This window comes from Psychrobacillus sp. FSL H8-0510 (assembly GCF_038008345.1).
GTDB classification, from domain to species: Bacteria; Bacillota; Bacilli; order Bacillales_A; family Planococcaceae; genus Psychrobacillus; species Psychrobacillus psychrotolerans.
This window is the reverse complement of sequence record NZ_JBBOYZ010000001.1, coordinates 1,697,042-1,723,247: the sequence shown is the minus strand read 5'-3', so window position 1 is coordinate 1,723,247 and position 26,206 is coordinate 1,697,042. Positions and strand designations below refer to the sequence as shown.

Annotated in this window: 26 protein-coding genes and 2 riboswitches; of the genes, 7 read left to right on the top strand and 19 right to left on the bottom strand. The window is 34.7% G+C overall.

Annotated features, from left to right (window positions below; all coding sequences use genetic code 11):
- Positions 1-8 precede the first annotated feature (8 nt).
- The 8 genes from metA to MHI40_RS08375 form a co-directional block, all read right to left on the bottom strand.
- A complete protein-coding gene (gene metA / locus MHI40_RS08410; RefSeq protein ID WP_340762255.1) occupies positions 9-917 on the bottom strand; it encodes a homoserine O-acetyltransferase MetA in 909 nt (302 codons plus the stop codon).
- Between the two features lie 75 nt (positions 918-992).
- Positions 993-1,098: riboswitch (SAM riboswitch) on the bottom strand.
- 65 nt (positions 1,099-1,163) lie between these two features.
- Complete coding sequence (locus MHI40_RS08405) at positions 1,164-3,170, bottom strand: methyl-accepting chemotaxis protein (RefSeq protein WP_340762254.1); 2,007 nt, start codon at positions 3,168-3,170, stop codon at positions 1,164-1,166.
- Positions 3,171-3,316: 146 nt separating this feature from the next.
- Positions 3,317-5,200 carry a ribosomal protection-like ABC-F family protein gene (abc-f, locus tag MHI40_RS08400; RefSeq protein ID WP_340762253.1) on the bottom strand — a complete coding sequence of 628 codons (1,884 nt, stop codon included), beginning with the start codon at positions 5,198-5,200 and terminating at the stop codon, positions 3,317-3,319.
- A gap of 122 nt (positions 5,201-5,322) precedes the next feature.
- On the bottom strand, positions 5,323-5,445 hold the full coding sequence (locus MHI40_RS08395; RefSeq protein ID WP_281249738.1) for an RAxF-45 family protein: 123 nt from the start codon (positions 5,443-5,445) through the stop codon (positions 5,323-5,325).
- A 71-nt stretch (positions 5,446-5,516) separates the two neighbouring features.
- A complete protein-coding gene (locus tag MHI40_RS08390) occupies positions 5,517-5,756 on the bottom strand; it encodes a hypothetical protein (protein ID WP_093534296.1) in 240 nt (79 codons plus the stop codon).
- A 235-nt stretch (positions 5,757-5,991) separates the two neighbouring features.
- Entirely contained in the window at positions 5,992-6,384 is a 393-nt protein-coding gene (locus tag MHI40_RS08385; protein ID WP_245762606.1) for a sporulation protein, read from the bottom strand.
- 5 nt (positions 6,385-6,389) lie between these two features.
- Complete coding sequence (locus tag MHI40_RS08380) at positions 6,390-7,583, bottom strand: AI-2E family transporter (RefSeq protein ID WP_340762250.1); 1,194 nt, start codon at positions 7,581-7,583, stop codon at positions 6,390-6,392.
- 71 nt (positions 7,584-7,654) lie between these two features.
- Entirely contained in the window at positions 7,655-8,596 is a 942-nt protein-coding gene (locus MHI40_RS08375; RefSeq protein ID WP_340762249.1) for an LCP family protein, read from the bottom strand.
- 142 nt (positions 8,597-8,738) lie between these two features.
- Between MHI40_RS08375 and msrA the strand changes: the two genes are divergently transcribed.
- Both msrA and MHI40_RS08365 read left to right on the top strand, forming a co-directional pair.
- Positions 8,739-9,257, top strand: a complete 519-nt coding sequence (gene msrA / locus MHI40_RS08370) for a peptide-methionine (S)-S-oxide reductase MsrA (protein WP_340762248.1) — start codon at positions 8,739-8,741, stop codon at positions 9,255-9,257.
- 446 nt (positions 9,258-9,703) lie between these two features.
- A complete protein-coding gene (locus tag MHI40_RS08365; RefSeq protein ID WP_093534328.1) occupies positions 9,704-11,305 on the top strand; it encodes an ABC-F family ATP-binding cassette domain-containing protein in 1,602 nt (533 codons plus the stop codon).
- Positions 11,306-11,603: 298 nt separating this feature from the next.
- Here MHI40_RS08365 and MHI40_RS08360 read toward each other — a convergent pair whose 3' ends face one another.
- From MHI40_RS08360 to MHI40_RS08345, 4 genes are all read right to left on the bottom strand, one after another.
- Complete coding sequence (locus MHI40_RS08360) at positions 11,604-12,107, bottom strand: YkvA family protein (RefSeq protein WP_340762247.1); 504 nt, start codon at positions 12,105-12,107, stop codon at positions 11,604-11,606.
- Positions 12,108-12,301: 194 nt separating this feature from the next.
- Entirely contained in the window at positions 12,302-13,123 is an 822-nt protein-coding gene (locus MHI40_RS08355) for an STAS domain-containing protein (RefSeq protein ID WP_340762246.1), read from the bottom strand.
- 127 nt (positions 13,124-13,250) lie between these two features.
- Positions 13,251-13,451, bottom strand: coding sequence for a cold-shock protein (locus MHI40_RS08350; RefSeq protein WP_093534334.1), 201 nt, complete (start codon positions 13,449-13,451; stop codon positions 13,251-13,253).
- Positions 13,452-13,635: 184 nt separating this feature from the next.
- Positions 13,636-13,914: a DUF1033 family protein gene (locus MHI40_RS08345; protein WP_093534336.1), complete on the bottom strand. Its 279-nt coding sequence runs from the start codon at positions 13,912-13,914 to the stop codon at positions 13,636-13,638.
- 154 nt (positions 13,915-14,068) lie between these two features.
- On the opposite strand from MHI40_RS08345, the gene MHI40_RS08340 reads away from it, so the two are divergent.
- From MHI40_RS08340 to MHI40_RS08330, 3 genes are all read left to right on the top strand, one after another.
- On the top strand, positions 14,069-14,350 hold the full coding sequence (locus MHI40_RS08340) for an acylphosphatase (RefSeq protein ID WP_093534338.1): 282 nt from the start codon (positions 14,069-14,071) through the stop codon (positions 14,348-14,350).
- 218 nt (positions 14,351-14,568) lie between these two features.
- Positions 14,569-15,246, top strand: coding sequence for a 5-bromo-4-chloroindolyl phosphate hydrolysis family protein (locus tag MHI40_RS08335; protein WP_093534340.1), 678 nt, complete (start codon positions 14,569-14,571; stop codon positions 15,244-15,246).
- Positions 15,218-16,402: a toxic anion resistance protein gene (locus MHI40_RS08330; protein ID WP_093534342.1), complete on the top strand. Its 1,185-nt coding sequence runs from the start codon at positions 15,218-15,220 to the stop codon at positions 16,400-16,402. Before MHI40_RS08335 ends, MHI40_RS08330 begins: the two co-directional genes overlap by 29 nt.
- 103 nt (positions 16,403-16,505) lie before the next feature.
- Here MHI40_RS08330 and MHI40_RS08325 read toward each other — a convergent pair whose 3' ends face one another.
- From MHI40_RS08325 to MHI40_RS08300, 6 genes are all read right to left on the bottom strand, one after another.
- Positions 16,506-17,078 (bottom strand): GNAT family N-acetyltransferase, encoded by a 573-nt coding sequence (locus tag MHI40_RS08325; protein ID WP_093534344.1) that lies wholly within the window; start codon positions 17,076-17,078, stop codon positions 16,506-16,508.
- 132 nt (positions 17,079-17,210) lie between these two features.
- Positions 17,211-19,094: a vWA domain-containing protein gene (locus tag MHI40_RS08320; protein WP_340762245.1), complete on the bottom strand. Its 1,884-nt coding sequence runs from the start codon at positions 19,092-19,094 to the stop codon at positions 17,211-17,213.
- Positions 19,095-19,103: 9 nt separating this feature from the next.
- Complete coding sequence (locus MHI40_RS08315; protein ID WP_340762244.1) at positions 19,104-19,967, bottom strand: ATP-binding protein; 864 nt, start codon at positions 19,965-19,967, stop codon at positions 19,104-19,106.
- 48 nt (positions 19,968-20,015) lie between these two features.
- Positions 20,016-20,213, bottom strand: a complete 198-nt coding sequence (locus MHI40_RS08310) for a DUF6501 family protein (protein ID WP_093534350.1) — start codon at positions 20,211-20,213, stop codon at positions 20,016-20,018.
- Between the two features lie 79 nt (positions 20,214-20,292).
- Complete coding sequence (locus MHI40_RS08305; protein WP_340762243.1) at positions 20,293-20,514, bottom strand: transcriptional regulator; 222 nt, start codon at positions 20,512-20,514, stop codon at positions 20,293-20,295.
- 59 nt (positions 20,515-20,573) lie between these two features.
- Complete coding sequence (locus tag MHI40_RS08300) at positions 20,574-22,409, bottom strand: DNA ligase D (protein ID WP_340762241.1); 1,836 nt, start codon at positions 22,407-22,409, stop codon at positions 20,574-20,576.
- A gap of 195 nt (positions 22,410-22,604) precedes the next feature.
- A riboswitch (purine riboswitch) is annotated at positions 22,605-22,709 on the top strand.
- 164 nt (positions 22,710-22,873) lie between these two features.
- Between MHI40_RS08300 and MHI40_RS08295 the strand changes: the two genes are divergently transcribed.
- Positions 22,874-24,067, top strand: coding sequence for a NupC/NupG family nucleoside CNT transporter (locus MHI40_RS08295; RefSeq protein WP_340762240.1), 1,194 nt, complete (start codon positions 22,874-22,876; stop codon positions 24,065-24,067).
- A gap of 227 nt (positions 24,068-24,294) precedes the next feature.
- On the top strand, positions 24,295-25,122 hold the full coding sequence (ku, locus tag MHI40_RS08290) for a non-homologous end joining protein Ku (RefSeq protein ID WP_340762239.1): 828 nt from the start codon (positions 24,295-24,297) through the stop codon (positions 25,120-25,122).
- A gap of 84 nt (positions 25,123-25,206) precedes the next feature.
- Here the strand turns inward: ku and MHI40_RS08285 are convergent, their stop codons facing one another.
- Positions 25,207-26,055 (bottom strand): YitT family protein, encoded by an 849-nt coding sequence (locus MHI40_RS08285; protein ID WP_340762238.1) that lies wholly within the window; start codon positions 26,053-26,055, stop codon positions 25,207-25,209.
- Positions 26,056-26,206 lie beyond the last annotated feature (151 nt).

Sequence of the window (26,206 nt, the reverse complement as noted above, 5' to 3'; positions counted from 1 at the left end):
CCTTTTAGTTATTCCCAATCATAAGGAGTTTCTTGGTACACATAATAATTCAACCAATTGGAAAAAAGTAAATGTGTATGGGAACGCCAGGAGTTCATCGGTATTTGTGTTGGATCATCGTTTGGAAAATAATTTTTTGGGACATCAATATCCACACCTTTTTTAATATCTCGGTTATATTCGTCTGCAAGTGTAGTTGCATCATACTCTAAATGACCCGTAATCATAATATGCTTTTTATCTTTTGATATTACTAGAAAAACACCCGCATCCTTTGAGTCGGAAAGCAGTATTAAACGAGGGTCTTTTTTTATTTCATCGAAAGATACAGCTGTGTACCGAGACACAGGCGCGTGAAATTCATCATTAAACCCTCGCACTAAATGTACAGTTGGGTCTGATAAACGATGACTGAATACCCCAAAGCATTTCTTAGACAAGTCATATTTCCCGATACCATAGTGATGGTAGAGAGCGGCTTGAGCCCCCCAACAAATGTGTAAAACAGAGGTCACCTGAGTTTTAGACCAATCCATTATTTCCATAATCTCATTCCAATAATTAACGTCTTCAAATTTTAAATGCTCAATAGGGGCACCGGTAATAATCATCCCATCGTATTTTCGGTGCTTAATATCCTCGAATGTCGTATAAAAAGTGTCTAGATGTGTTTTACTTACATTTTTAGAATCGTGGGTTGCCATATGTAAAAAGGTTACATTTACTTGTAGCGACGTATTTCCTAGTAAACGGAGCAATTGAAGCTCTGTTTTTTCTTTTTCAGGCATAAGGTTCAAGATAACAATATTTAACGGACGTATGTCTTGAGCTATCGCTCGATCGGTGTCCATGATAAATATTTTCTCGTTTTTAAGATGTTCAGCTGCAGGTAACTGTTTTGGTATATTTATAGGCAATTTGTTGTCCTCCTTTAAATTCAAAAAACCCTCTTTCCTATAAACAAGAAAAGAGGGTGAACGTTTTGCTCTCGATTCTTATCTTTCAAGAAATTATCTTGTAGGAGTTAGCACCTTTCTGACTACTCAGAGGTTGCTGAAGCTTCAACGGGCCATTTCCCTCGGCTTCTCTTGATAAGAGTTATTAAATTATATTGTTCTTCCTGAGTGAATATTAACATTTGTTTTCAAACAATTCAACTTCTTTTAAACTTTAAAGCGATTCACTGCATTCGCTAATTTGTCACTAAGCTCTGTAAGAGTCTCCGAAGCTTTCGCTACCGATTGGATTGCTCTTAGTTGTTCATCTGATGATGCACTTACTTCTTCACATGCTGCTGCGGTTTGCTCTGAAGTTGAAGCCATCATTTGAATCGTATCTACAACTTGATCCTTAAAGGTAGAAACCTGTTCAATTTCTGCTGAAACAGCATCGATCGAAGTTTGTAAATTATTCATCAGTAACGATATTTCACCAAAAGTTACTTCTGTATTTGTTACAACAGAGCCCTGTTCACGGAAAGTTTTGATAGTATCTTCCATTTGTTGTCCTACAGTATGTGATTCACTTTGAAGTTCCGTAATAGTATGCTTTACTTCTTCTGTCGCTTTTGCAGATTGCTCCGCTAGTTTCCGTACTTCATCCGCTACGACTGCAAATCCTTTACCATGCTCCCCTGCCCGTGCAGCTTCAATACTTGCATTCAATGCGAGTAGGTTCGTCTGTGCAGAAATTTGCATAATAGTTTCCATCACACTACCAATCGCATTTACTCTAACTTCCAATGTACTAAACAACGTGGACATAGAGATTAGATTTGACTCCCAGTTTTGGAAAGATGATTTAAGTTCACTCATTTGGTTTTGACCATTCGAATTCATAGTGTTTGCTTTTATAGCTATATCAGTCATCATTACTGATTTTTCATTGATGAGATTGATTTGATCACTTAAGTGCAACGAACTTTCTGTTACGTCTACAGCATCTTCTGCGGATTTAGAAGCACCTACCGCAATCTCACTCACAGCTGACGAAACTTGCTCTGCGGAAGCGTTTGTTTCTTCTGCCACCGCACTTAAACTTTCCGAATTCGATTGGACATTACTCGCAGACTCTTTCACGACCTGAATAATTTCATTCATATTTACAGCCATCTTGTTGAAGTTATTCGCTAGTTGTCCGATTTCATCCTTGGATTTAATATTAGCCTGAACAGTTAAATCTCCTTCTGCCATAGAATCCATCAATCTTTTTAGTTGTTCAATCGGTTTCAATATACGACTTATTAGGAAAAATAATACTAAAAAGATTAACGCTTCTATACATATAACAATAATAATTATTTGTGAACGAATACTGTCAGCTGTTTGATGGATTTTACTTTCTTCATAAACAGCGCCTACCTTCCAATCTAATCCTGGTAACGTAGTGTATACAGTAGTTGTGTTAGTACCATCCATCAAACCGGTCACATGTCCTGTTTCTGAGGTACTAGAAAGCATTTTCTTTACAGAAGAATCCTTGGATAAATTTTCACCAAATAACGTTGGATGAACAATGGCATTACCATCAGCATCTACAATTATAGGATAACCTTCGTACCCCAACTCGCTGTCAGCTAACGTTTCTGTTAACTTCGACAGTAAAATATCAATAGCAAGAACACCGACCACTTGGCCATTTTTAATAACAGCTTTAGCACCAGAAATAGCATATTCTCCAGTTGCTGCATCCACAAATGGTTTAGACCAGCTATAACTCTCTTTGTTTGAAACAGCATTGGAATACCATTCTCTTGAGGTTGGATCAAATTCTGCTCCAAGATCCGCTTCTGGTATTATTTCAATCGATTTATCTGGAAAAGCGATATACACAGATGCTACAGCATCATACAAAGAAACAAATTCATTGAATCTAGTATCTAAGTTTTTTTCTAATTGAGTAGTCAATACTACATTCGTAGCTTTTTCATTATTTTCAAAATCTAAAATTGCATTAGAAGTAGATAGTTGTAAAAGTCCTTTTTCGTATACAGCTAGATAATTTTGTATGGATGAGGTCATTTCTTTAACTATTACTTGGCTCTGGTCAAGTAAATCTTTTTCGGTCTTTTCACTTATTGTATTTGTACTAATACTTATTAGCGGTATCATGCTTACGAATATTAATGCCATTACTGAAACAATAATTTTCCACTTTATTGATTTTCTCATTTTCCATCTACTCTCTATATAAAATTAAATACATGCCAATATTACTAATCCATTTGGGATAGTATTTAATTTATTATATAGTACAAATGTATGAATGTTAATGCTCTTTTCTAACTATTTGATAAATTTATTTTCTATTATCAAAATTATATACAATTTGAATCATCTTCTTGCTCTATCCATTCCAGAGTCAATTTCTCTATCTTCATTTCATTTGATTCAATAGCTTTCAAAAGTTTTTCGTATGTCTCCCAATCCTCTTCTATTTCGATTTGCTCTTTTAGGTTGGAAATTTCTTTTTCCACTGCTTGAATCTCTTCCTCAATCTTTCGTTCTACACTTCCCCCTGCACTTCTTTTATATGTTGGTTTTTCTTGTTTTTCATTTTTAAAAGGAATTTCAATCGCTACTTGCTCTTCCCACTTTATACGCGCCCAATCATATGACCCTTCAAAAGTTGTTAGCTGACCTTGTTCTAACCAGACCGTTTTCGGGAATAATTTGTTCAAAAAGTATCGGTCATGTGAAACAGCTAAAATAGTACCATCAAAATCACCCAAAGCATCTTCCAGGACCTCTCTCGATTCGATATCTAAATGGTTCGTCGGCTCATCAAGAATTAGGAGGTTAATATCCTGATGCATAAGTTGCGCTAAGCGAAGTCTCATACGTTCTCCACCACTTAAATCACCTATTCGCTTGAAAACATCGGGACCAAAGAACATAAACTTCGCAAGAATATGGCGAGCATCGCCCTCTACTAAATTTAACTCACTTCGAAATACATCAATCAGCCTTGCCTTCGGATTCTGTATTTCGAAATACTGCGATAAATAACCTACACGCACATTGCTACCTAACCGAGCCTCTCCATTATCAATTGGAAGATTACCTAACAACAAATGTAAAATAGTGGATTTACCTGAACCATTTCGCCCAACTATCGCAACCCGTTCCTTCCAGTATAGATTAAGCTGAGCATCTTCTAATAAAACATTCTCACCAAATGATTTGTATACATTTTTCATCATGACTACTTCTTTCCCACTTCTAGAAGCAAATTCAAATGATAGCTCCATCTTTTTGGGGTCGATGAGTGGTTTTCTCACTTTTATCATACGTTCTAGTGCTCTTTCCATATTGCGTGCTTGGCGGAATAACTTCGGATTTGGTGGCACCGCTTCATTGGCCCATTGTCGAAGACGTCTTATTGCATCCTTCATTTTTTTTATCTTTTTCTGTTGCTCCTCATAATGCTGAAATTCACGCATTAATTTGGCTTCTTTTTCTAATATAAAGGCAGAATAATCCCCATGATAAAGAGAAAGCTCTCCTTCCTCTAAATCTGCAATTTTAGTCACAACTTGATCTAAGAAATATCGATCATGCGAAATAATTACAACTGTTCCTGAATAGCCAATCAAATATTGTTCCAACCATTCAACAGCAAACAAATCTAAATGATTGGTTGGTTCATCCAACAATAATACATCTGGATCCGACAGTAAAATCTTCCCTAACATTATTTTCGTCTGTTCTCCACCACTTAAACTAGCAAATGGTTGGTTTATAAACCGAGTAAGCTGGAGTCCCTGCACTACTTTTTCAATTTCAGACTCCATTGTATAACCGCCCAAAAGTGTAAATTGTTCTTGAACTTCTCCATACTGTTGTAGCAGACGTTCCATCTCCGCTGCACCAATAGTTGCCATTTGTTTTTCCATTTGTATCATTTTCTGTTGTAACGCTGTTATTTTTTCAAAAGCATAATGAAGAACATCTAGACCAGTGACATCTTCCGAATAGGAAGGAATTTGAGCCAAATAACCTACAGAAGTACCTTTCTTAAAGTGAATAGATCCTTCATCAGGTTTCTCAATTCCCGCCAATAATTTGAATAAAGTCGTTTTACCGCTACCGTTACGACCAACAATCGCTAACCTCTCCCCAGTTTTAATAGCTAGAGACAACTTTTCAAAGATTATATTTCCTCCGAGCATTTTAGTTATATTTTGAACTGTACATATCATAATGAACGCTTCCCTTCAATTCTTATATGAGCTGAGGAGCAATTCTTTTTTTCGCAACAAAAAAAGACTGTCTAAAAAGCACAGTCTTTTCGCTACCTAATTGGATCCGAAAGAATGACTTCTCAGCTATGAGTATTACTATGAAAATGGCTAAAAATAGACAGACCTATCCCGTTAGTAGCATTTTCATGAGTAATTGCACAAGAAGTTGATAAGAATTCCAACATAAAAAATTGTGCGTTCATAGTGTTTTTCATCCTTTCTTCACCTCCGTTCGAGTTAGTTAAATAAACAATAACACAATTATTCAAACAATTCAATCGTTATTTTCATTTGGTTTTTCAAACGAAGGATCATTTAGCCCCTCATCTACCTTTGGAATTCCTACATCATTTTCTTCATTTACTTCTTCATTCCCTGTGTTAGGAACTTCTTTATCTTGGTTGTTTAATTGTGTTTCTGGTTTAGCTGGCTGATTGGAGTCCCTTTGAAATCCACAGGCAGTCAGTAAAAGACTTGAAATAATCAATATTGAAAATATTCGTTTAGTCATCATTAGTTGCCTCCCAATTTAATATTAGAATGCACTAGCAAAGAAGATTTATACTATAAGATTTCTAAAATTGGCGCAAACAAAAAAACGTAATATCTTCCGGATAAAATTCACTTTAGGGTGAGTAACATATTTCTAAGGAACAAATAATCTACATAGAATGCCAGTTTTCTCTTTAGTTCTGTAAGTAAATGATTATAGAAAAAAAACTCCAGCACATGGCTGGAGTTTTTATATATTATTCTTCAATATCAAAATGGATCTCGTCTTCATCGTTATACTCAGATCCATTTTCAAATAACACGGTTGTTCTTAAAATAAGTTTCGTAACTTCCTCATTATTATCTGGTATCCATCTTTCATCGGGCATAATCTCGAAAGGAATCATTTGCATATCCTTTGAAGCAGCTGCACCGACTAACTCTATAGAGTGTTTCGAAACTATTTTAGATGATTCACCATTCGTTAGTTTAAATACCTCTAATTTGATATTTTCAACCGATTCATCATGTACTCCATCAATATAAATTGTACCTGATAAGTTTATCCCATGCTCAATAATAGGATGATCCACAACCGTATCTATCTTAATAGATTTTACTTCTATGGAAGATTCAAACTTCTTCGCCATTATTCTCAGTCCACCTTGTGATTTGTATACTCATAATGATTTTCAATAACTGGTTCAAACTTATTATAACGCTTTTTAAACAATGTATAAAAGTGTGAAATGATAACTTTTAATATGGCATATCCTGGTATCCCTAAAATCACTCCCGGAACCCCAAATAATGATCCTGCTGTTATAAGAACAAAAATAATAGTAATTGGGTGCACATGTAGTGATTTACCCATTATTTGTGGTGATATAAACTTACCTTCTATTAATTGTACTACTGTCCATACAATTGCTAATCCAACTAGTAATAATGGGGATGTTACTAACGCAATTATCGCTGCTGGAGTAATAGCAATAACTGGACCCAAATATGGTACAACACTAGTAACCATAGCGATAACTCCCAATAATAGAGCATATGGCATTTGAATAATAGTAAACCCTATATAAATCATAAACCCGATACACATAGATACTAGTATTTGCCCTTGAATATATGAACTAATTTGTCTATCTATACCTGTAAATACTTCCTGTAAATCATCTCGCATTCTTGGAGGAAATAGCTTCATAACAAAATTAGGCAACTTTTCTCCATCTTTTAATAAGTAGAAAACGATAAATGGAACCGTTACAATCGCCAGTACAAAACTAGTTAAAACCCCTACAATGGAGGAAATCCCAGTTGCTATTCCAGTTACAGTATTTTGAACGAATTCCCCAATTTCGTCAGGAAGCCCATTTAATACTGATGCAACGTCATTTTCTATTTGTAAATAATAATCCTTAAAAATAGATGTTCTTAAGAAAGCATCGAGATCATTAAACAGTTGGATAAAGTAAGTAGGCAGTTCCTCTACTAGTTTAAATATTTGTCCCTTTAAAAAAGGAAACACTAGGAATACCAGTAAAGTTATTAAACCGACTAAAACTAAGAAAATGATCAGAATTCCCCAGACCCGTTTAATTTTAATTTTTTCCAGTAACCGCAGTATTGGGCGTAATAAATAATATACAATGACAGCTAAAATTATTGGTAAAATTACATTGCCGAGAAACACTGTCAAAGGCACAAAAATAAAGGAAATTTCATCGTAGATCATAATAACAAGGCCAATCATTAGCAAAAGAACTAATGAAAAGATTGTATTACGTCCACCTAAAAATTTTATGTATCTAGTAGAGAAAAAAGAAGGTTTTTCTGGCTCCACTTCTATCAAACTTCCTTTCTATTTATATTTATTTTACGGAGTAAAAAATAATATGGCAATATTAAAGCAACTTATTTCTCTAAAAACTCTGTAATGGCCGTTTTATTCATCTCTTTGTCGAGTAAGATGACTGATCCAGCATGGCTATAATTCTTAAATGAATAAGTACCTTCCACTGGAATTGTCAATTTTTCCATTTCTAACTTACCACTTACAACTGCATCTAATACTCTTTTTGTTTTGTCTGAACGCGAATAATCTGTTTGGATATATCCCTCAGTAGCTCCAATGAATTTAGGTAAATTCGGTACGTTTTCAATAGACAATAGCTCGTCTTTTAAGATCTCCATCACCAACTGTTGTCTACCTACTCGCCCAAAGTCTCCTTCTGCATCGGAACGGAAACGAGCATAACCAAGTAGTTCTTTACCATTTAGATTCTGTTGTCCTTTCGTTAATGTGACACCAATTTTCTCAGACATATCCTTTTCAACATTTACTGGCACGCCGTCTGGTGCAATTATATCGACTAGAGACTCAAAACTACTAAAATCGATTAACGCATAATGGTGAATAGGTAAATCGAACATCCCTTGCATAGTATCTTTCAATAATTGTACTTTACCTAGATAAAAAGCTGTATTTAATTTATATGATTCATGTTCGGGAATATCTGCATATATATCACGCATGAATGATATCACTTTCACATTATTGTTTTCTTTATCCCAAGAAAAGATCATCATTGTATCTGTTCGAGCTTGATCCTCTCCTCTGGAATCCACACCAAGAACTAGAATATTTTCACGGTCACCTTTTTTAAGCTCATCACCATTAAATTCCATTGGTTCTTTTTGTTCTGTATCTGCTAATTTGTAGCCACTAGAATATTGAGTAAATGTATAAATACCAATTCCTACAGCCAAAAACAAAAAAATAACAAAAAGTATGCGTCCTACTCTCGGACGTCTTTTTCTGCGACGTCTTCTAGTTTGTTGTAATTCTTCTTCCATCTTAAAATCTCCCCTTTATACAGTAATAATAACGTATTTCAGCTAAGATAGTTTCAGATTTTTGTACAACTAGTTAACAAGTGTTAAAATTTATTTTACACAAGCAACATTTCAATAGGTGAGATGAATCGGAGGAATAAATATGATAGAAAAAGCAACATTTGCAGGCGGATGTTTTTGGTGCATGGTAAAACCATTCGACACATGGGATGGCATACATAAGGTAACTTCTGGATACATGGGTGGTCATCTTGATAATCCTACATATGAAGACGTTAAAAAAGGGGATACAGGTCACTTAGAAGTCGTAGAAATACAATTTGACCCAAGCATCTTCTCTTACAATCAATTATTAGAAATATTTTGGCAACAAATTGACCCTACCGATGATGGAGGCCAGTTTCAAGACCGCGGTGAAAGTTACCGCACTGCCATATTTATACATTCGGATGGACAACGACAGCTCGCGGAGAAATCGAAAGAACAGCTTGGGGCAAGTGGGAAATTCTCTAAGCCTATTGTTACCCAAATACGAGAAGCTAAAACATTTTATGAAGCGGAAGAGTATCATCAAGACTTCTATAAAAAAAGCCCCACCCATTACAAAGAGGATCGAGCACAATCAGGTCGAGATGAATTTATCGAGAAAAATTGGAAGTAAAACTTAGCTAAGTTGACCCCCCGAGACAATTTTAAATTGTTTTGGGGGCTTTTTATATACGGGAGAATGGAAATTTCATTTTTCACACTATAAGAATACCTAGTAAGCCCTATTTCATGCTATAACTATTTTAGAATGAATTGTGTGTTTAAATTTCATGAAAACCTTGTATATCAAATACCTCATGCCCTGGTGCTTTAATTCTAAGGATATCAGGTTGACCATTTATCCTTTCTAGTTCCCCCCTACCCAAAGTTAAAAGTAACTCCTGAAAGATAGAACTAGAATCTGTTTACTTGTTCAGTCAAAGCTTAAACGCATATGGGGCTGATTTTGGGGTTGGCATTAACTGAAATACGTTGAAACCCTATAAAATCAAGGATTTGTAGAATTCGTTCCTATTTCGTGCTATAATAAGTTCATTGTGAATTTTAGGAGGTACTAGCATGATTGCAGTAAGTAACATAAGTCTTCGTTTTGGTGACCGTAAGTTATTCGAAGACGTAAATATAAAGTTTACACCAGGAAACTGTTATGGATTGATTGGTGCAAATGGAGCAGGTAAGTCAACATTTATCAAAATTTTGTCTGGTGAAATTGAGGCCCAAGAAGGCAATGTCATTATGAACCCAGATGAACGTTTAGCAATTTTAAAACAAAATCACTTCGAATACGAAGAATACAATGTTTTAGAAACAGTTATGATGGGACACAAACGTTTATATGAAGTAATGAATGAGAAAAATGCTATCTACATGAAAGAAGACTTTTCAGATGAAGATGGTATGCGTGCAGCCGAACTAGAAGGTGAATTTGCGGACTTAAATGGTTGGGAAGCTGAATCTGAAGCAGCAATACTTTTACAAGGTCTTGGTATTCCAGATGAAATGCACCAAAAGAAAATGGCTGACTTAACTGGATCTGAAAAAGTAAAAGTTCTTTTATCTCAAGCTCTTTTTGGTAAACCCGATGTACTATTACTGGATGAGCCTACTAACCATTTAGATATTAAAGCTATTCAGTGGTTGGAAGATTTCCTTATTAACTTCGATAATACTGTTATCGTTGTATCCCATGACCGTCATTTCTTAAACAAAGTATGTACGCATATTGCGGATTTAGATTTCAGTAAAATTCAAGTTTATGTAGGAAACTATGATTTCTGGTATGAGTCAAGTCAACTTGCTGGCAAATTAGCTTCCGATCAAAATAGTAAAAAAGAAGAAAAAATTAAAGAGCTACAAGCATTTATTGCTCGATTTAGTGCCAATGCCTCTAAATCGAAACAAGCAACTTCTCGTAAGAAAATGCTAGACAAAATAGAACTAGATGATATCAGACCATCATCGCGTAAATATCCATATGTAAACTTCTCGATGAAACGTGAAATCGGGAATGATGTATTACAAGTTCAAAATTTAGGTCATTCTACTGAAGACAAAAACCTCTTCTCTAACTTCAGCTTTACGTTGAACAAAGAAGACAAGATTATTCTTCTTGGAGATGAATTAGCGAAATCTGCATTGTTACGTATACTTGCGGAGGAAGAAGAACCAAAAGAAGGTTCCGTACGTTGGGGTGTTACTACAACGCGTGCCTACTTCCCGCTTGATAACGCTAAATACTTTGAAGGCAATGAGCCATCATTAGTAGATTGGTTACGCCAATATTCACCTGATGATGAAAGTGAAACATTCCTACGTGGATTCCTAGGCCGTATGCTTTTCTCAGGAGAAGAAGTGAAGAAAAAACCTTCTGTTCTTTCAGGTGGAGAAAAAGTACGTTGTATGCTTTCTAAAATGATGCTTTCCGAATCGAATGTATTGTTACTAGATGAACCAACGAATCACTTGGATCTTGAGTCTATTCAAGCATTGAATAATGGTCTTACATTATTCAAAGGCGCAATGATCTTCACATCGCATGATCACCAGTTCATTCAAACAATTGCTAATCGCGTAATTGAAATCCGTGAAGACGGGTCTATCTTAGATAAACAATTGTCATATGATGAGTTCTTAGAGTGGAAAGATACACAAAACTTATAATACCTAATAAAAGAGTACAGGATGATGACAATATGTCATTTTCCTGTACTCTTTTTTATTATTACAGAAATTATCGATTAAAATTGAGGAAAAGTGTGATATAGAAGATGTAAGTTATAAAAAGAAAATCGTACAGATTATGGAAACAATACTTTTCTTAACTTGATATGTCTTCTCTTTTCCCCCTACAATACACGATATAGGATTGACTAGTTCAGAACATTAACACATCAAAAAAGCACTGCTATAATATATAGCAATGCTTTTTTATAAGGAATTTGGAACTTTCCTGTGTGGATTAACTTTTAACTGCAGTGCCCTTTTTAGAAGTTTTAATAAAACGACCAAGCAGAGATCTTGTCGGCAATTTTCCAAGTAAGGAATCACTTGTTTCCGAAACCTTCTTCAATACGTTTAATAGTTTGTCATCTCCAGCCCAATGTTCTTCAATCATTTCAGGGGAAAATTTGTTTAATAACATATTTACTACAAAAGTAGCTACAATAATATCATCGATAAAACCACCTGGTCCTATTAAACCTTCAGGTAATATGTCTACTGGTGTGATGAAATACAATATACCACTACCAACGAGTGTTTTACTCTTCGCATCTATGCGGTTATCAAACATCGATTTTACTAATAAGTGAAACAAATCAGGAGCAAATAGAAGATATGGAGTAAACTTTCCTGCTTTACCCGATTTACTTTCTACATAATCAGTAATTTTAGATCGTAGTTTTATATAGAAGTCTTGTTGCTCATCGTAAGTTGGTAATTCTTTTTTAAGTTCTACATTCATCGTCATAGCCCCTCTCTCTCTTCACTATACCAAAAATAAGACCATTTGAAACATAATAGGCTTTCTATGTTCTATTCCTAAAGAATCAGAAGCTGGAAAAATAATAAATGCCCTTCTAGTAGTGTTAATTTCAATTGTTTTTCTCCAATAAAAATAAAAGAAGCTTCGGATCTAACCCCCGATCCCCCTCTCCTTTACTTGACTAAATACTCGTTTAACGCTTGTTGTAACGTTGCAAAGGTTTTAGTATCATCATCAAATTTAACGCCTAATTGAATCATTTGTCTCACAACATCCGGTCTTAAACCGGTAATAACGGTGCCACAGCCCATCATCGAAGTACCATAGATAATTTTCAGTAAATGGTCTATTACTTCTGTTTCCATTTCAGATATACCTGAGAGATCCATTATTAACGTTTGTATATGTAAACGGCCAATCTCTGTTAGTACTTTTTCTTCTAAAATACTTGTTCTAAAAGTATCTACTGAGCCAATTAACGGCAAAATACAAATAGAGGGTGTAATTGGAATTATAGGAACTGAAAGGGCTTCAACCACTTTACGTTGGGAAGAAATTAAAGCATCCTTATAAGTCGAATAGTTGATAAAAAACTCATTTAAAAAATAATCTATTTGATTATTAATTTGCTTTTCTAACTCAAAGAATGAATCAATAGAAATCGGTTGTATGTCTTTATTGTACTTTTGAATAAAGATCCACAAAGTTCTTCTAATGGCCTGGATCCATTCTAATTTAAAAGATAGCGTCAAAGAAAACGTTGCCCATGCAATACCTTCCTGCTTTGCAAAAGCACTCAAATCTTTCGTATTTTCATCAATAATATAATGTGTCAGCGTATGAGCGTTATTGATTAGATCTATATCTCCAACTCTTAATATATCATTTATCTTATCTTTAACATTAACAGCCTGGTTTAATAAATATTGTTCAAAATCATCTTTGTTTTCTTCTAAATAATGTTTTAAGTTAAGATCCAGTGTTAATCTGTCCAAAGTCGTTCCCCCTAAAATAGTAAACTCTATTTTTTATACCCAAATGTAATCTAATTAAACACACTTTTAAATTAAATTAGAAGGACTATAAAAAGAAGCACATCCTAAAGGTGTGCTTCTTAAGGGACTATAGTTTTGTAACGTTAGCTGCTTGAGGTCCGCGGTTCCCTTCGACTACTTCAAATTCAACTTTTTGACCTTCTTCAAGTGATTTGAAACCATCACCTTGGATTGCAGAGAAGTGAACGAATACATCATTTTCACCCTCTACTTCGATAAAACCAAATCCTTTTTCTGCGTTAAACCATTTCACTGTACCTTGTTTCATACTATTACCTCCAAAAAATTAATCAATACGTGAAAAAATTCACATATTCCATGAAGTACCGATTTCACATCGATCACTTCATAGGATATGTGAATCATTAGTACAAGTTTTCACTTTAAATTGTAAATTAATTATAGCATTGGCACCGATTTAGTCAATGAGTATTTTCATAATTCTAAATAGTTTAGGTAATTTCATTCCATATTAAACCATGATATATTTGTAAATCATCATCACATGATTCACAAAAACATACTTCTTTTTCTGACCAAAAAGCCCAGTATTTCTCATCCTTCACTTTTTCTTTTGGAAATTTCCCTCGTAATTCCACTAGTTTCTCATTTAAATAGGATTGGGCATCTGCTTGTGTTTCAAAAGTATGCTTTTCTACAATATGCTGCTCCCAACCTTCAAAAAGCCACCACGGTTCATAGTCTGCCTTCATATAAATTACTTCGAACATAGACATCGCCTCTAACATTTTTTATTAACTCATATTTTACTGCTCCTATATAAAATGTCTACTTAAATGCCTAGTAATTTTATAAATTGAATATTCCTACTTTTTCAGTTAAATTATAGATAACACTATTATAAACAAGTTAGGAGACTATGCTATGAAAAAGCGGGCTTATATTCAAATGCATGGTGATGTGGATGGAGTAGGCTTTAGATTTTTAGTGAAACAAAAAGCTCAATCACTTGGATTGAAAGGTAGTTGCAAACAAACAGAAGACAAACTCATTCATATTCATATTGAAGGCAATATTCAACAGTTGGAGGAGTTTTTGGAGTATATTCAAAAAGGAGTATCTCCTTTATCCCAGACAAATGCTTATCGAATGGAATTATTTGATGAACTAAAAGGTTATACTTCGATGGAGTCAGATATTGTTTAATATTTGTATGAAATGAAACTTTCTGCTGAATGAATCGTATATAGTAGTATAGAAAAAGTGAAACTTCTATCGTAGGATCGGTTCACCTACAAAAAGTGTAAATTGAACCATTCGGGTTTTTACAGGCAGTTTTCTCCCCCTTATGCCAGTTAGTTATATAGCCCAAGCCATTAAGAGGGAGATACTGCCCGTTAATACCGGAAAAAGGAGGTAACATCATGAGTGAACTACTGCAAACCTTCATACGACATTGCTTAAATTTCCCTATCATGATTACTTCGTGGTTTGTTTTCTTTTTTCCATTCGAGAGTGGATTTTTATGGAGCTCCGTTTTTGCTATAGGAGTATATATTGTTTCTAACTTTTCGATAAAGAAAATTCAACAGAGAAGAATTATGAAAAAACATCAAATGACTCTTTCTGAGTATTTCCATATCCAACAACAATTAAAAGAAGCAAATAAAAAGATAAAAGCTTTAAATAGTCTGTATCTGAAAGTTCGTTCAATCAGTTCATTTAAACAATTATTCGAAATGAATCGATTAGCAAAAAGGATTATTTCACTTGTAAGATCTAACCCTAAAAAGTTCTACCAAGCTGAAAAGTTCTTTTATGCACATTTAGATTCAGCAGTAGAACTAACATCAAAGTATACTTTATTAGTTTCCCAACCGGTGAAGAATAAAGATATGAAATTAGCTTTGCAAGATACACGAGAGACATTAGAATCTATCAACACAGTTATGGAAGAAGATTTACAAAGCGTCTTAGCCTCTGATGTAGAGCTACTTAAAATGGAGTTAGATTTCGCTAAATTATCCGTTAAACAAACAGAAAAACCTTTATATTTAAAAGGAGAATCCGAAAATGAGCGAAAAGATATCAAATACAAGTGAAGATATATTAATGGACGAACTATTATCCAGCCCTTTTAACCTAGATACTACTAAGCCACAAGCCATTACAGAAACAGAAGCAGCCCCGACTAAACTGATCGATCGACTTTCGGAAGCTGAGCAACAAAAAGCTCGACAATTAGCTGACCAAATACCAGCTGGTGACTACGAAGCGATTCTAACCTACGGTGCAAACGCACAATCTGAGCTTACCCGTTTTTCTCATCAGATGCTAGATCATGTGCAAAAAAAAGATATCGGACCTGTTGGAGATATATTAAGTGATTTGATGCGCAAATTATCCGAGATTAATCCCGAAGAACTGTCTACTGAGAAAAAATCAGGTATTAAAAAATTATTTAGTCGTGTCAATCGCTCCGTCCAGGAGGTAATGACAAAATATCAAAAGCTTAGTACACAAGTAGATCGTATTGGCATTCAGCTAGAACATTCTAAAAGAGGACTTGTGGAAGATGTTCAAATGCTCAACAAACTTTACGATCAAAACAAAACGTATTTCCAAGCATTAAATGTATATATTGCTGCTGCAGAGTTAAAAAAGGATGACATAGTAAATGTAACTATTCCAGAGTTACGACGAAAAGCGGAATTATCCAATGATCAAATGGCTTATCAAGAAGTCAATGATATGGCACAATTCGTAGATCGTTTAGAAAAAAGAGTGTATGATCTACAGTTATCTCGTCAAATTACGATACAGAGTGCACCACAAATTCGAATGATTCAACAAACCAACCAAACGCTTGCCGAAAAAATTCAATCATCTATTATGACATCTATCCCGCTTTGGAAAAACCAAATTGCTATTGCTTTAACTTTAAATCGTCAGCAAAAAGCAGTAGCTGCACAAAAGCAAGTTACGCAAACGACGAATGATTTATTATTGAAAAATTCGGAGATGTTAAAAGTGAATAGTATTGAAACTGCAAAAGAAAATGAACGAGGTATTGTAGAAATTGATACATTGAAGAAAACACAAGAAAATTTACTACAAACAATCGAAGAAACGATGCGTATTCAAGCTGATGGTCGTGTAAAACGAAAAGCAGCAGAAATAGAAATTGGTCGTATGGAAGAAGAACTAAAACAACGTCTACTACTAATTGCTGACCAATCTAAAAACCGTTCTTCCTAATAATATTATATGGAGCAGTAAAGAATAGATTACCACAACAAAAAGAATTCATTTTAAATCACAATTGATTTAAAATGAATTCTTTTTTAAGTCGCAAGACCCTTTAGTAAGGCTTCAGCATATTTTTCTTATCCTCATCATTAAATACTAATACCTCATGAGAAGCATCATAAGAATCACCATAAAAATGTTCATCTTTATACGTGTGGATATTTTCATATGTCCATTTCATAGCTTCATAAATGGCATACTCATCTTGGTCTGTTGGGGACCAGTATAAAATTTCCAAAATGGTATTTTCTCCAGTTGCTAGAGAACGCCGTGAGTATCCTATGCGAGTAGCATGTTTGAATTCTTCACGCGCATAAAATTTTAGACGCTTCTCAGAATCAGAGTCATCATAGTTAACAGGTTCTACCTCTAATAGTATGACCTTATTCTTTTCTTTTAATTGACTCAATAATTTCCTACCTAGGCCTTCTCCACGAGCTTCTTTAGAAACAAATAGATAGTCTACAAAAATGAAGTTTTCAAACTCCACGTACATCAATACATGCTTTGGTCCCTCGTCTTTTATATAGATATCTTCTTTATCCGTCAAAAGTGTTTCCATATGAACGCGAGATTTCATTTCATCCACTGGAAAATATTGATTAAGCTTTTCATACCAATTCATGTGTAATAGTTCTCCTTTCAAAATTATATTTTGCTCGGAGGTTTGTTTTAAATAGGAACAAGTTGCCGAAAAAAATCCTCGAGTATATTTATTCCCTATTTAAAGGTTCATAAACATATTATAAGGATTCTTTTAAGAACTTTGCACAACCAGATGTAGCATCTTCCGAAGTAATCGAAGTGTTTCCTCTGAAAATTTTTCTAATGAAGACGCAGTGGCAGACTTTTTATCAAAGATTAAACGAAACAAGTTTAATTGTTCTTCTGTTGCTTCCCGATCATTCAAAAACAAATGTAAAACGTTGATACCAAGTTGCTCCTGCTCTAACACTGCTTCGGCAGTATCCATAATACCATTTTGGGCATAACCAAATGCAGAAGGTTCTCCATCTGAAAATACAAGTAAAAACTTATGAGCCTCTGCTCTATTTTCTAATCGTTTACCCATCCATCTAATGGCAAACCCGTCTCTATTGTCTTCATGTGCTTCCATGGAAAGAATGTCCAAACCATTATCTTTTTGCCCATCTTCTAACTTGTGAATCCATTCAAATGCATTTGGTTGAGAGGTTTCCGTCGCTTCATAAGCATCTTCATAATGGAGGACAATTTCATGGGTAATTTTAAGTTCTCTTAATACATCATGAAATAGTAAAACAGCTTTTTTTGTTTCCTCCATTTTATCCTGCATGGAGGCTGATCCATCGACTAACAAACCAAAAACAGCATCTAATTGAATACTTGGCGCATTTTTTTTATAAAAGGGTTTTGGTCTTTCATCTGTCCAAAGAGCCGTTAGCTTTGTAGATAACCTACCCTTTGTTAAGTTCGTACGCTTATCTACTCGCTTTTGTTCTAATCGTTTTTTCATTTCCTGTACAAATGCTTTTAGATAAGGTGCATGGTCTTGGCGATATTTGTTTAGGAGATGTTGGTTTTCGGAAATACTTGTAATCGCAATACGCTTTTCCTGATACATCACATTTGTATGTTCTTTTCCGAAGGACTTACCAGCTTTTTTTAAGTCACTGGATTGGTCATTAGTGGACTGATCCACCTGACCTTCCTTGCTATTCCCACTTGATTGACCTTTACCGGTCATCGTAATTTCGTGCCCTTCCTGTCCTTCCTCCGCTTCTATTGCTTGTTGTGCTTTCCCATCTCTGCCGTGCTCTAGTTCATATTGAAGATGCACACCATTTTCTTGTTCATTTTCTCGGTGCCAGGTTCTAAATATCTCTTCAATCGTATCTTTTTCACCTTCCTCACCACGTTCTGAATCTTTAGCCCCTTGATGATAGTGAAAGTCTTTGGATGCTACCCGTGTGTACGATATAATTGCATAATATTGTAGCAGGCTATCCTCATTTATATATTCGTTTAAAAGAAAATATAGCTGATAGGCCAAATCAATAGATTGTTGAGTATTTTTAGATTCATATACTTTTTGAATGATACTATTCGTCACAGAAAATATATCTGGACCTGTTCCATACATCGTACCTTCATACAGACAAATATATAAATAACTTATAAAAGCGTCCGCTAAAAAACCTTTTTGAACATTTACTCGAAGTTGCTGTTTGTGAAATTCTAAATAAGTATGAATACGAATTGTAAATACTTTTTGCGTACCTATTCTTTTTTTCTGAATCATTTCAATCATACGAAATTCTTCCAAACAAAATAGTAACTGATCCATGAATTTAGTTAAGCTAGTCGGTTTTTCCTCCTGAAACTGCTGCCATTTCAACACGTCAAAGGACTTCCAAAACCCTTCTGCCATCAAGAAAATGTCAGAAATTCTGCCTGCATGCATCACATGCTTCTCACGATGTCTCCAAAACACACTTAAGGAAATTATTTGATCCGCTGGTTGAAATTCGATCAGTTTACGCTCATTAATCGCTAATAATGTATTTTTGGTTAAAGCTTTAGCAACATTTTCGTAATGCATGAGTTGCCTAGCATCTATCGTTTCATTATTGAACTGTATAAAACGGTCAACTGAAGCCATTTATCTCCCTCACTTAATCCAAGTAGATGCCAATGCTAACACAAGCTGTTTTTCTTGGTCATCTTCAAGCTTTTCAGCAATAGCATAGGTAATCGCTCTGATTGGTTCCATATATAATGCCAGTTCAGTAGCATACAGTAAACTTCTAATGGAGGCTGCTTCTTCTGAGAGCATTCCTTGTTCTACTTGTTCCATTAAATCTTTTGCCAAATTCAACATAAGTATATGTAAGTCTTTCGGTGCTGTGGGGAACATCTCCTGCCATAGCTTTTCCAGATGCTCACCTGAAATATATGGAATTGAAAAGGTAACGAAACGATTTTTTAATGCCTCATTCATAGGGGTTGTACCTATATATCCTTCATTTATCGCTGAAATAACCGAGAAATCAGGATGAGCTCTTATCACCTCTCCTGTAAACGGGTTTGTGAGCATTCTTCTATAATCCAATACACTATGCAAAATAGGAAGTGTCTCTGATTTGGCCATATTAATCTCATCTATGTATAGAATATGCCCTTTCTTCATCGCTTCCACCACAGGACCATCTACAAAATCAATTTCGCTTAATCCACCCTTTGTAATAATTGTTTTAAAACCTAATAATGCCTCTGCATCTAGATCTACCGAACAATTTATACTTTGAATTGGCTGTGAAAAAAACTCAGAAATTGTTTCAGCCAACTTAGTTTTACCTGCCCCTGTAGGTCCTTTCAGTAATACCGGTTTTTTTAGAGATACGGCAATAAGCACATCTTCTAACAAATGTTCTTCTGGAGATAGATAACCTCCTGCTCCAATAAGAGCTGTATCTTGTGCTGAATGCACTCTGGTTAATCTCTTCAGTTTTTCTTCCATTACTAAATTTTTCATTTTCTTGTCTCCTTATGAAAAAAAACCGATGAGTTCACATCGGTTTTTTTATTGGAAATATTCTTTGTAGTAGCCGCCAATTTTTCCAGTGTTATCAATTACAAAGATAAATTCTTCTGTTTCATTTTTAACTTCATAAGTTTTCCCAACGGTAAGTACATTGCTCACAAGGAATTTTTTAGCATCTGTTTGCGTGCATGTCACTGTTTTAATAGTTGGCTTTGTAGCCCAATTTGTATGTATCATCTAACCACTTCCTTTATAACTAGTATACGTTTCAACCCAACTTTTTTCAATTAATGATTCTACTAAAAGAGGAGAAAAATTATACAGCTCCTCTTTCCTGCTGTAGTAAAGGAGAAAGTGCTAATAAATGGTCGATTCGAAATGTTCTTTTCGCTTTCTGCTTAAAACAATATGCGTAGAATATATCGGCTTCAACTCCAAGTAGCTTTACTTTACGCTTACTTATTTCACCTGCTTTGGACAAATATATTAACTCACAAACCCATCCACGATGTAAATATTTTACCAAATCATTACGCATATTCGTGCCCCCTTTTTAACACTATATGCGAACATACGTTTTACCAATACAATTAATCATCATTTTTTTATAAGATCTTTTAATTGTTTTAACACCATCGCAAAGTTGTCTTTTTCGCTGTTTACTCTAAAGTATTTAAAAGGATCTCCTTGCTTAGTTATGCGATCTAATACGGACGGAATCGTAAATGTATCAGGCTTTAAGGACTCTTTTACTTCCTCCCATTTAAGGGGAGTTGCAATAAGCCCTAACTCATTCCCTCTAGGGGAAAATGGAGCGACTATTGTTTTGCCTTCCTTATGTTGAACATAATCTAAATATAATTTATTGCCACGATTCTTTTTCAACCTTTCCGTAGTGAACCATTTTGGTTGCTGTTCCACTAAAAAGTCACATATAAATTTGGTGAATATACCCGTTTCCTCATACGTAAAGCTATCCTCGTCTAAAGGAATATAAAGCTGAATGCCTTTTCCACCTGATGTCTTCACAAACGAATGAAGGCGAAATTGATCAAATATTACTTTCATCTGTTGTGCGGCCTCCACTGCTAACGAAAACTCTTTAACAGAGGGTGGATCCAAGTCAAATACAATCTCAGTAGGATTATTTGTATGTACCGTCTGAAAGGGAATATGAAATTCTAAAGCAAGCTGGTTACCTAACCAGAGCAATGTCTCTAAATCATTGCACATAATATAGTTAATATCGTCCATTTTCTTTGTCGCAACAAAATCAGGAACATAATCTGGACTATTTTTCTGATAGAAACTTTCCCCAGGAACACCATGTGGAAAACGAATAACTGTTAGTAGCCTATCTTTTAATAAAGGCAACATATAGGGTGCTATACGTTGTAAATACATAAGGTAATCATCTTTTTGTATCCCAGATTTTGGCCAAATAGGTTTATCTGGATGAGTAATCTTTGTTGTTGGTGGTAAAGGGTATAATTGTTTTTGCATTTGTTCCCAACTACAATCCTGTATGTCTGTATTCAATTTAAACAAATGAAATCTTGGTTCCCTTAACTTTTTCCCATCAAAATCTATACATGCAATTTCTACGCAAATAGAAGGTTCTAACTCCCAAATATTATTGGAAAGTTGTGTTCCTTTCGTTTGAAATAATGTGATTAGTGTAGCTAACTCGACTTCGGATAGACCGTGACGAAACGTAACCACTTCTACTAAAAGGCCATTTTGGTAAACTACGCCGTGAAAAAAGCCATTACTTTTATCATATTTCGTTAAAATAATACTAATATATCTCCAGTTTTTTATTTTTAGCCACTTATTAGTCCGCTCAGCGCTATCCCATGTACTTTTAGTTTGTTTGGCTATCAAGCCTTCCCCATTATTCGTGACAATCCGATCCCACAATAATGGACTGTCTTCATAAACATTTATTGCCTGCAACCTATTTGTATCCTGATAATTTATAGAAACAGGAAGCTTTACTTTGTTAAATAATCTACTCAATTGCTGCTTTCGCTTCGTTAATGGAAGTTTGGTTAGGTCTTTACCTTTATATATGAGCAGGTCAAATACAACATAATGACACGTAAATATTTCTGCATTATTTTTAATAGTATCTATATTTTTCATTCTTCCTCGTAACTGAACTTTTGAAAAATCACTTTGAAAATTATTTACTAAATATACTAATTCCCCATCCATTGTCAGTGGTAAAAAAGGTTTGATTTTGTCATAAATTTCATGACAGAAGCTAATAATCTCAGGAAACATATTATTTAGTAATTTTCCATTCCTGCTTTTAAGTAATGGCTCTTTATCCCATTCTAGAATACATCGAAATCCATCATATTTAGTTTCGTATAGCCACTCATTTCCTATGGGCACTTCTGTTGAAGCGGTTAAAAGCATAGGCAACAAATTATTTCCTACTTCCTAGAGGTTTTTCTTTAGTCTTCATAATAATTCCTTTTTTAATACATATGAAGCGAAAATTATTGCTATCTTCTCATTATTTACTTTACTCACTTTTACAATAATTTTTAACATTACAACATTATTCATTTCATTGTTTCGGATCAAACGCTAGTATATAATGAACCTTCTCCTAAAATATAATCTATAAATTTTTACCCTTGTATAATATCAGTTAAATTGGCCTGATAGTCTCTACCTGGCAGCCACAATAAATGCCGGACTACAAGGAAGCATGAAAAAGAGAGATAAATAGTAAGGTAATTCAATTAATCATTTGCTTCTATAATGTTTAGTATTACTGCGTATTTGTTTATGACTCTTATTTTTTCATACTTTCTGTCTGGTGACTGAAGGGATGAATGAATAAGAGTTTTTGTTTTGGGAAAAATAAAGTTGGAGTTGATTAAATGTTTTTTCTATTAAATATACTAGGTATATTTGTTGTCCTTGGCATCGTCTACCTTTGTTCGCCGGATAAAAAGAAAATTAAATGGCGTTCTATTCTTACCCTGCTCGTCGCTGAATTGCTTATTACATGGTTTATGTTATCTACCACGATTGGGACATGGACAATTAACAAAATTGCTTCTTTCTTTACATGGTTAGTATCATCCGCAAATGCAGGAATTTCATTCGCCTTTCCATCTGTAATGGCGAACGACACTGTTGATTTTTTCTTTAGTGCTTTACTGCCTATAGTTTTCATTGTAACTTTCTTCGATATTTTGTCTTATTTTGGAATTATGACGTGGATCATCGATAAAGTAGGATGGGTTATTTCTAAAATATCTGGGCTACCTAAGCTAGAGAGCTTTTTCTCGATCCAGATGATGTTCCTCGGCAATACAGAGGCTCTAGCAGTTATCCGTCAACAGTTGGTCGTTTTAAAGGACCAACGATTATTGACATTTGGAATTATGAGTATGAGTAGTGTCAGTGGTTCCATAATAGGGGCGTATTTATCGATGGTTCCTGCCGAGTATGTATTTGCAGCTATTCCACTTAATTGTCTAAATGCCCTGTTATTAGCAAGTATTTTAAATCCTGTAGAGGTTAGCAAAGAAGACGATATTGTTTATGTTCCTCCTAAAGAAGAACGTCAAGATTTCTTTTCTACTATTTCAAACAGTATGCTTATCGGGATGAAAATGGTTATTGTAATTTTAGCGATGGTAATAGGGTATGTGGCATTAACCACTGCTCTTAATGGAATCCTGGGCTTCTTTATAGATGGTTTGACAATCGAAAAGATTTTCGGTGTCATCTTCTTCCCATTTGCGGTTTTGCTTGGATTAGGCATCCAAGATGCGATGTATGTTGCATCGTTAATGGGGATTAAACTATCGACAAATGAATTTGTGGCGATGATGGATCTAAAAAACAACATCCAAGACTTAAATCCACATACGGTCGCGGTTGCTGTAACTTTCTTAACTTCATTCGCCAATTTTAGTACAGTCGGCATGATTTATGGTACATACAGCTCTACTTTAGGTGAAGAGCGTTCAAAAATCATCGGCAAAAATGTTTGGAAACTTTTAGTAAGCGGAATGGCTGTATCGCTGTTAAGTGCAATGCTTGTTGGATTATTCGTTTGGTAAACAAGACAAACGGCTATCAAACAAAGGTTCATTGCGCTACTTAAAGAAAGCCTTCAGAGCACAGAAAATGTTCAAATAGTAAAAGAAGCTAACGACCTAGAAGAAATAGGTTGTTAGCTTCTTTATCTTCCTTTCAAATCTTTGTTACGTAAAAATATCATTATTTAATACATAAAAAGAAGGCAAAGAATGCATAGTAAGAAGAAAATGAAAAAGTGGTGAGCGCAATGCATACAGTTTGGAAAGGCAGCATCAGCTTTGGTCTAGTTAATATTCCGATAAAGCTTCATACAGCTACTGAAAATAAGGATATTAAATTACGTCAGCTCCACAAAGAATGTCATACACCCATTAGTTACGCTAAGGTTTGCGAAGGCTGTAAACAAGAAGTCAAAAATGAAGACATCGTGAAAGCATACGAATACTCCAAAAACAAATTTGTTATTTTAGATGAAGAAGAGTTAGAAAAACTGAAAAAAGAAAATGAAGACAAAGCGGTAGAAATAATAGACTTTGTCAAATTAGAAGAAATAGACCCAATATATTTTGAGCGAAGTTATTTTATGGCTCCTGATAGCGGTGGCAGCAAAGCATATTCTTTGTTAAGAGAAGCATTACATGAATCAGGGAAAATCGGAGTAGCTAAAATTATGATTCGTTCGAAAGAGCAACTAGCAATCGTACGAGTATACAATGAAACATTAATCATGGAAACAATTCACTTTCCCGATGAAGTTCGTAGTACTGCAGATGTACCCAATATTCCAACGGAACAGTCTGTAGTAAAAAAAGAACTCGATACAGCACTAATGCTTGTTGACCAGTTGACAACGACGTTTGAACCTGACAAATACACAGACGAATATCGAACTGCTTTAATGGAGCTAATAGAAGAGAAAAAAGCAGGAAATAAGGTAGTATCGACAACTGAAAAACAAACAGAATTACCATCCAATGTAACGGATTTAATGTCTGCTTTACAAGCGTCTCTTGACAAAACGAAAAAGAAAAAACCTGCACCAAGAAAAAGAACGCCAAAAGCAAAAACGTCCTAAACAGCAAGTTCTCTAGCCGGGCAGCTCCTAAAGGGTCTGCCCATTACATAAGTACAGCAGCAAAAATTTTAGATTGTTGGGATATTAATATTGATGCATTTCTACAATCCCATTAATCGCTACGAAAGCATTTATGTCAATTGTCTTTATAAGTGATCTAAGTTCAGGTTCTTCCAACCTATTAATAAAACAAATGACTATTTCGACTTGTTCATTCGTGTGGCCTACTTCACCAGCTATATATGTAACCCCTCGACCTAAATGAGCTTGAATTGCATCACCAATTTTCCGGGAGTGATCGCTAATAATCATAATGTTTTTAGATTCATCAAAACCAGCTTGTACCATGTCAATTACCTTCATAGCTATAAAGTATGCTATAGCCGAACATAAAGCACCCTTTAGCCCATAAATTAGCATGGCAAATGAAAATATTAACACATTAATACTCATAATAACTTCTCCCACGGATAATGGGAATTTCTTTGCAATTAGTATTGCTAAAATTTCTGTACCATCTAAGGCACCACCTTTACGTAAAACAATACCAATCCCTAAACCAATCATAATACCACCTAATACTGCTACTAACATGGTATCACCTGAAATAATAGATGGAATGTGATGCAACAGGCTTGTAGAAATTGATAATGCCGTGATACCAATAACTGAACTAAAAGCAAATGACTTCCCAAGTTCTTTATAACCAATAAATATAAAGGGAATATTTAAAACAAATAGGAATAAACTCAATGAATATCCCGTCATATGAGAAAATAAGATAGAAATTCCCGTAATCCCACCATCAATTATATCGTTTGGGATCAGTACGGCTTCTAGTCCGATAGCTGTGATTAGTGCTCCCAATATAATAAACAATACACGACTTATTCTTTCAAATGTAGTAATAGTCTGTCCATTTCTTATTTCCAATCGGCTGGACTCCTTTTATAGCTGAATAAAGAACATCAAAACACTCCTAATTTTTATTACTCTATAAATATATGTTAGTTCATTGTCTTGTTATGCTGCTTCTGTCTAGCTATAAAATAAACTATTCTTAATATGTATTTTTTGCTGTATA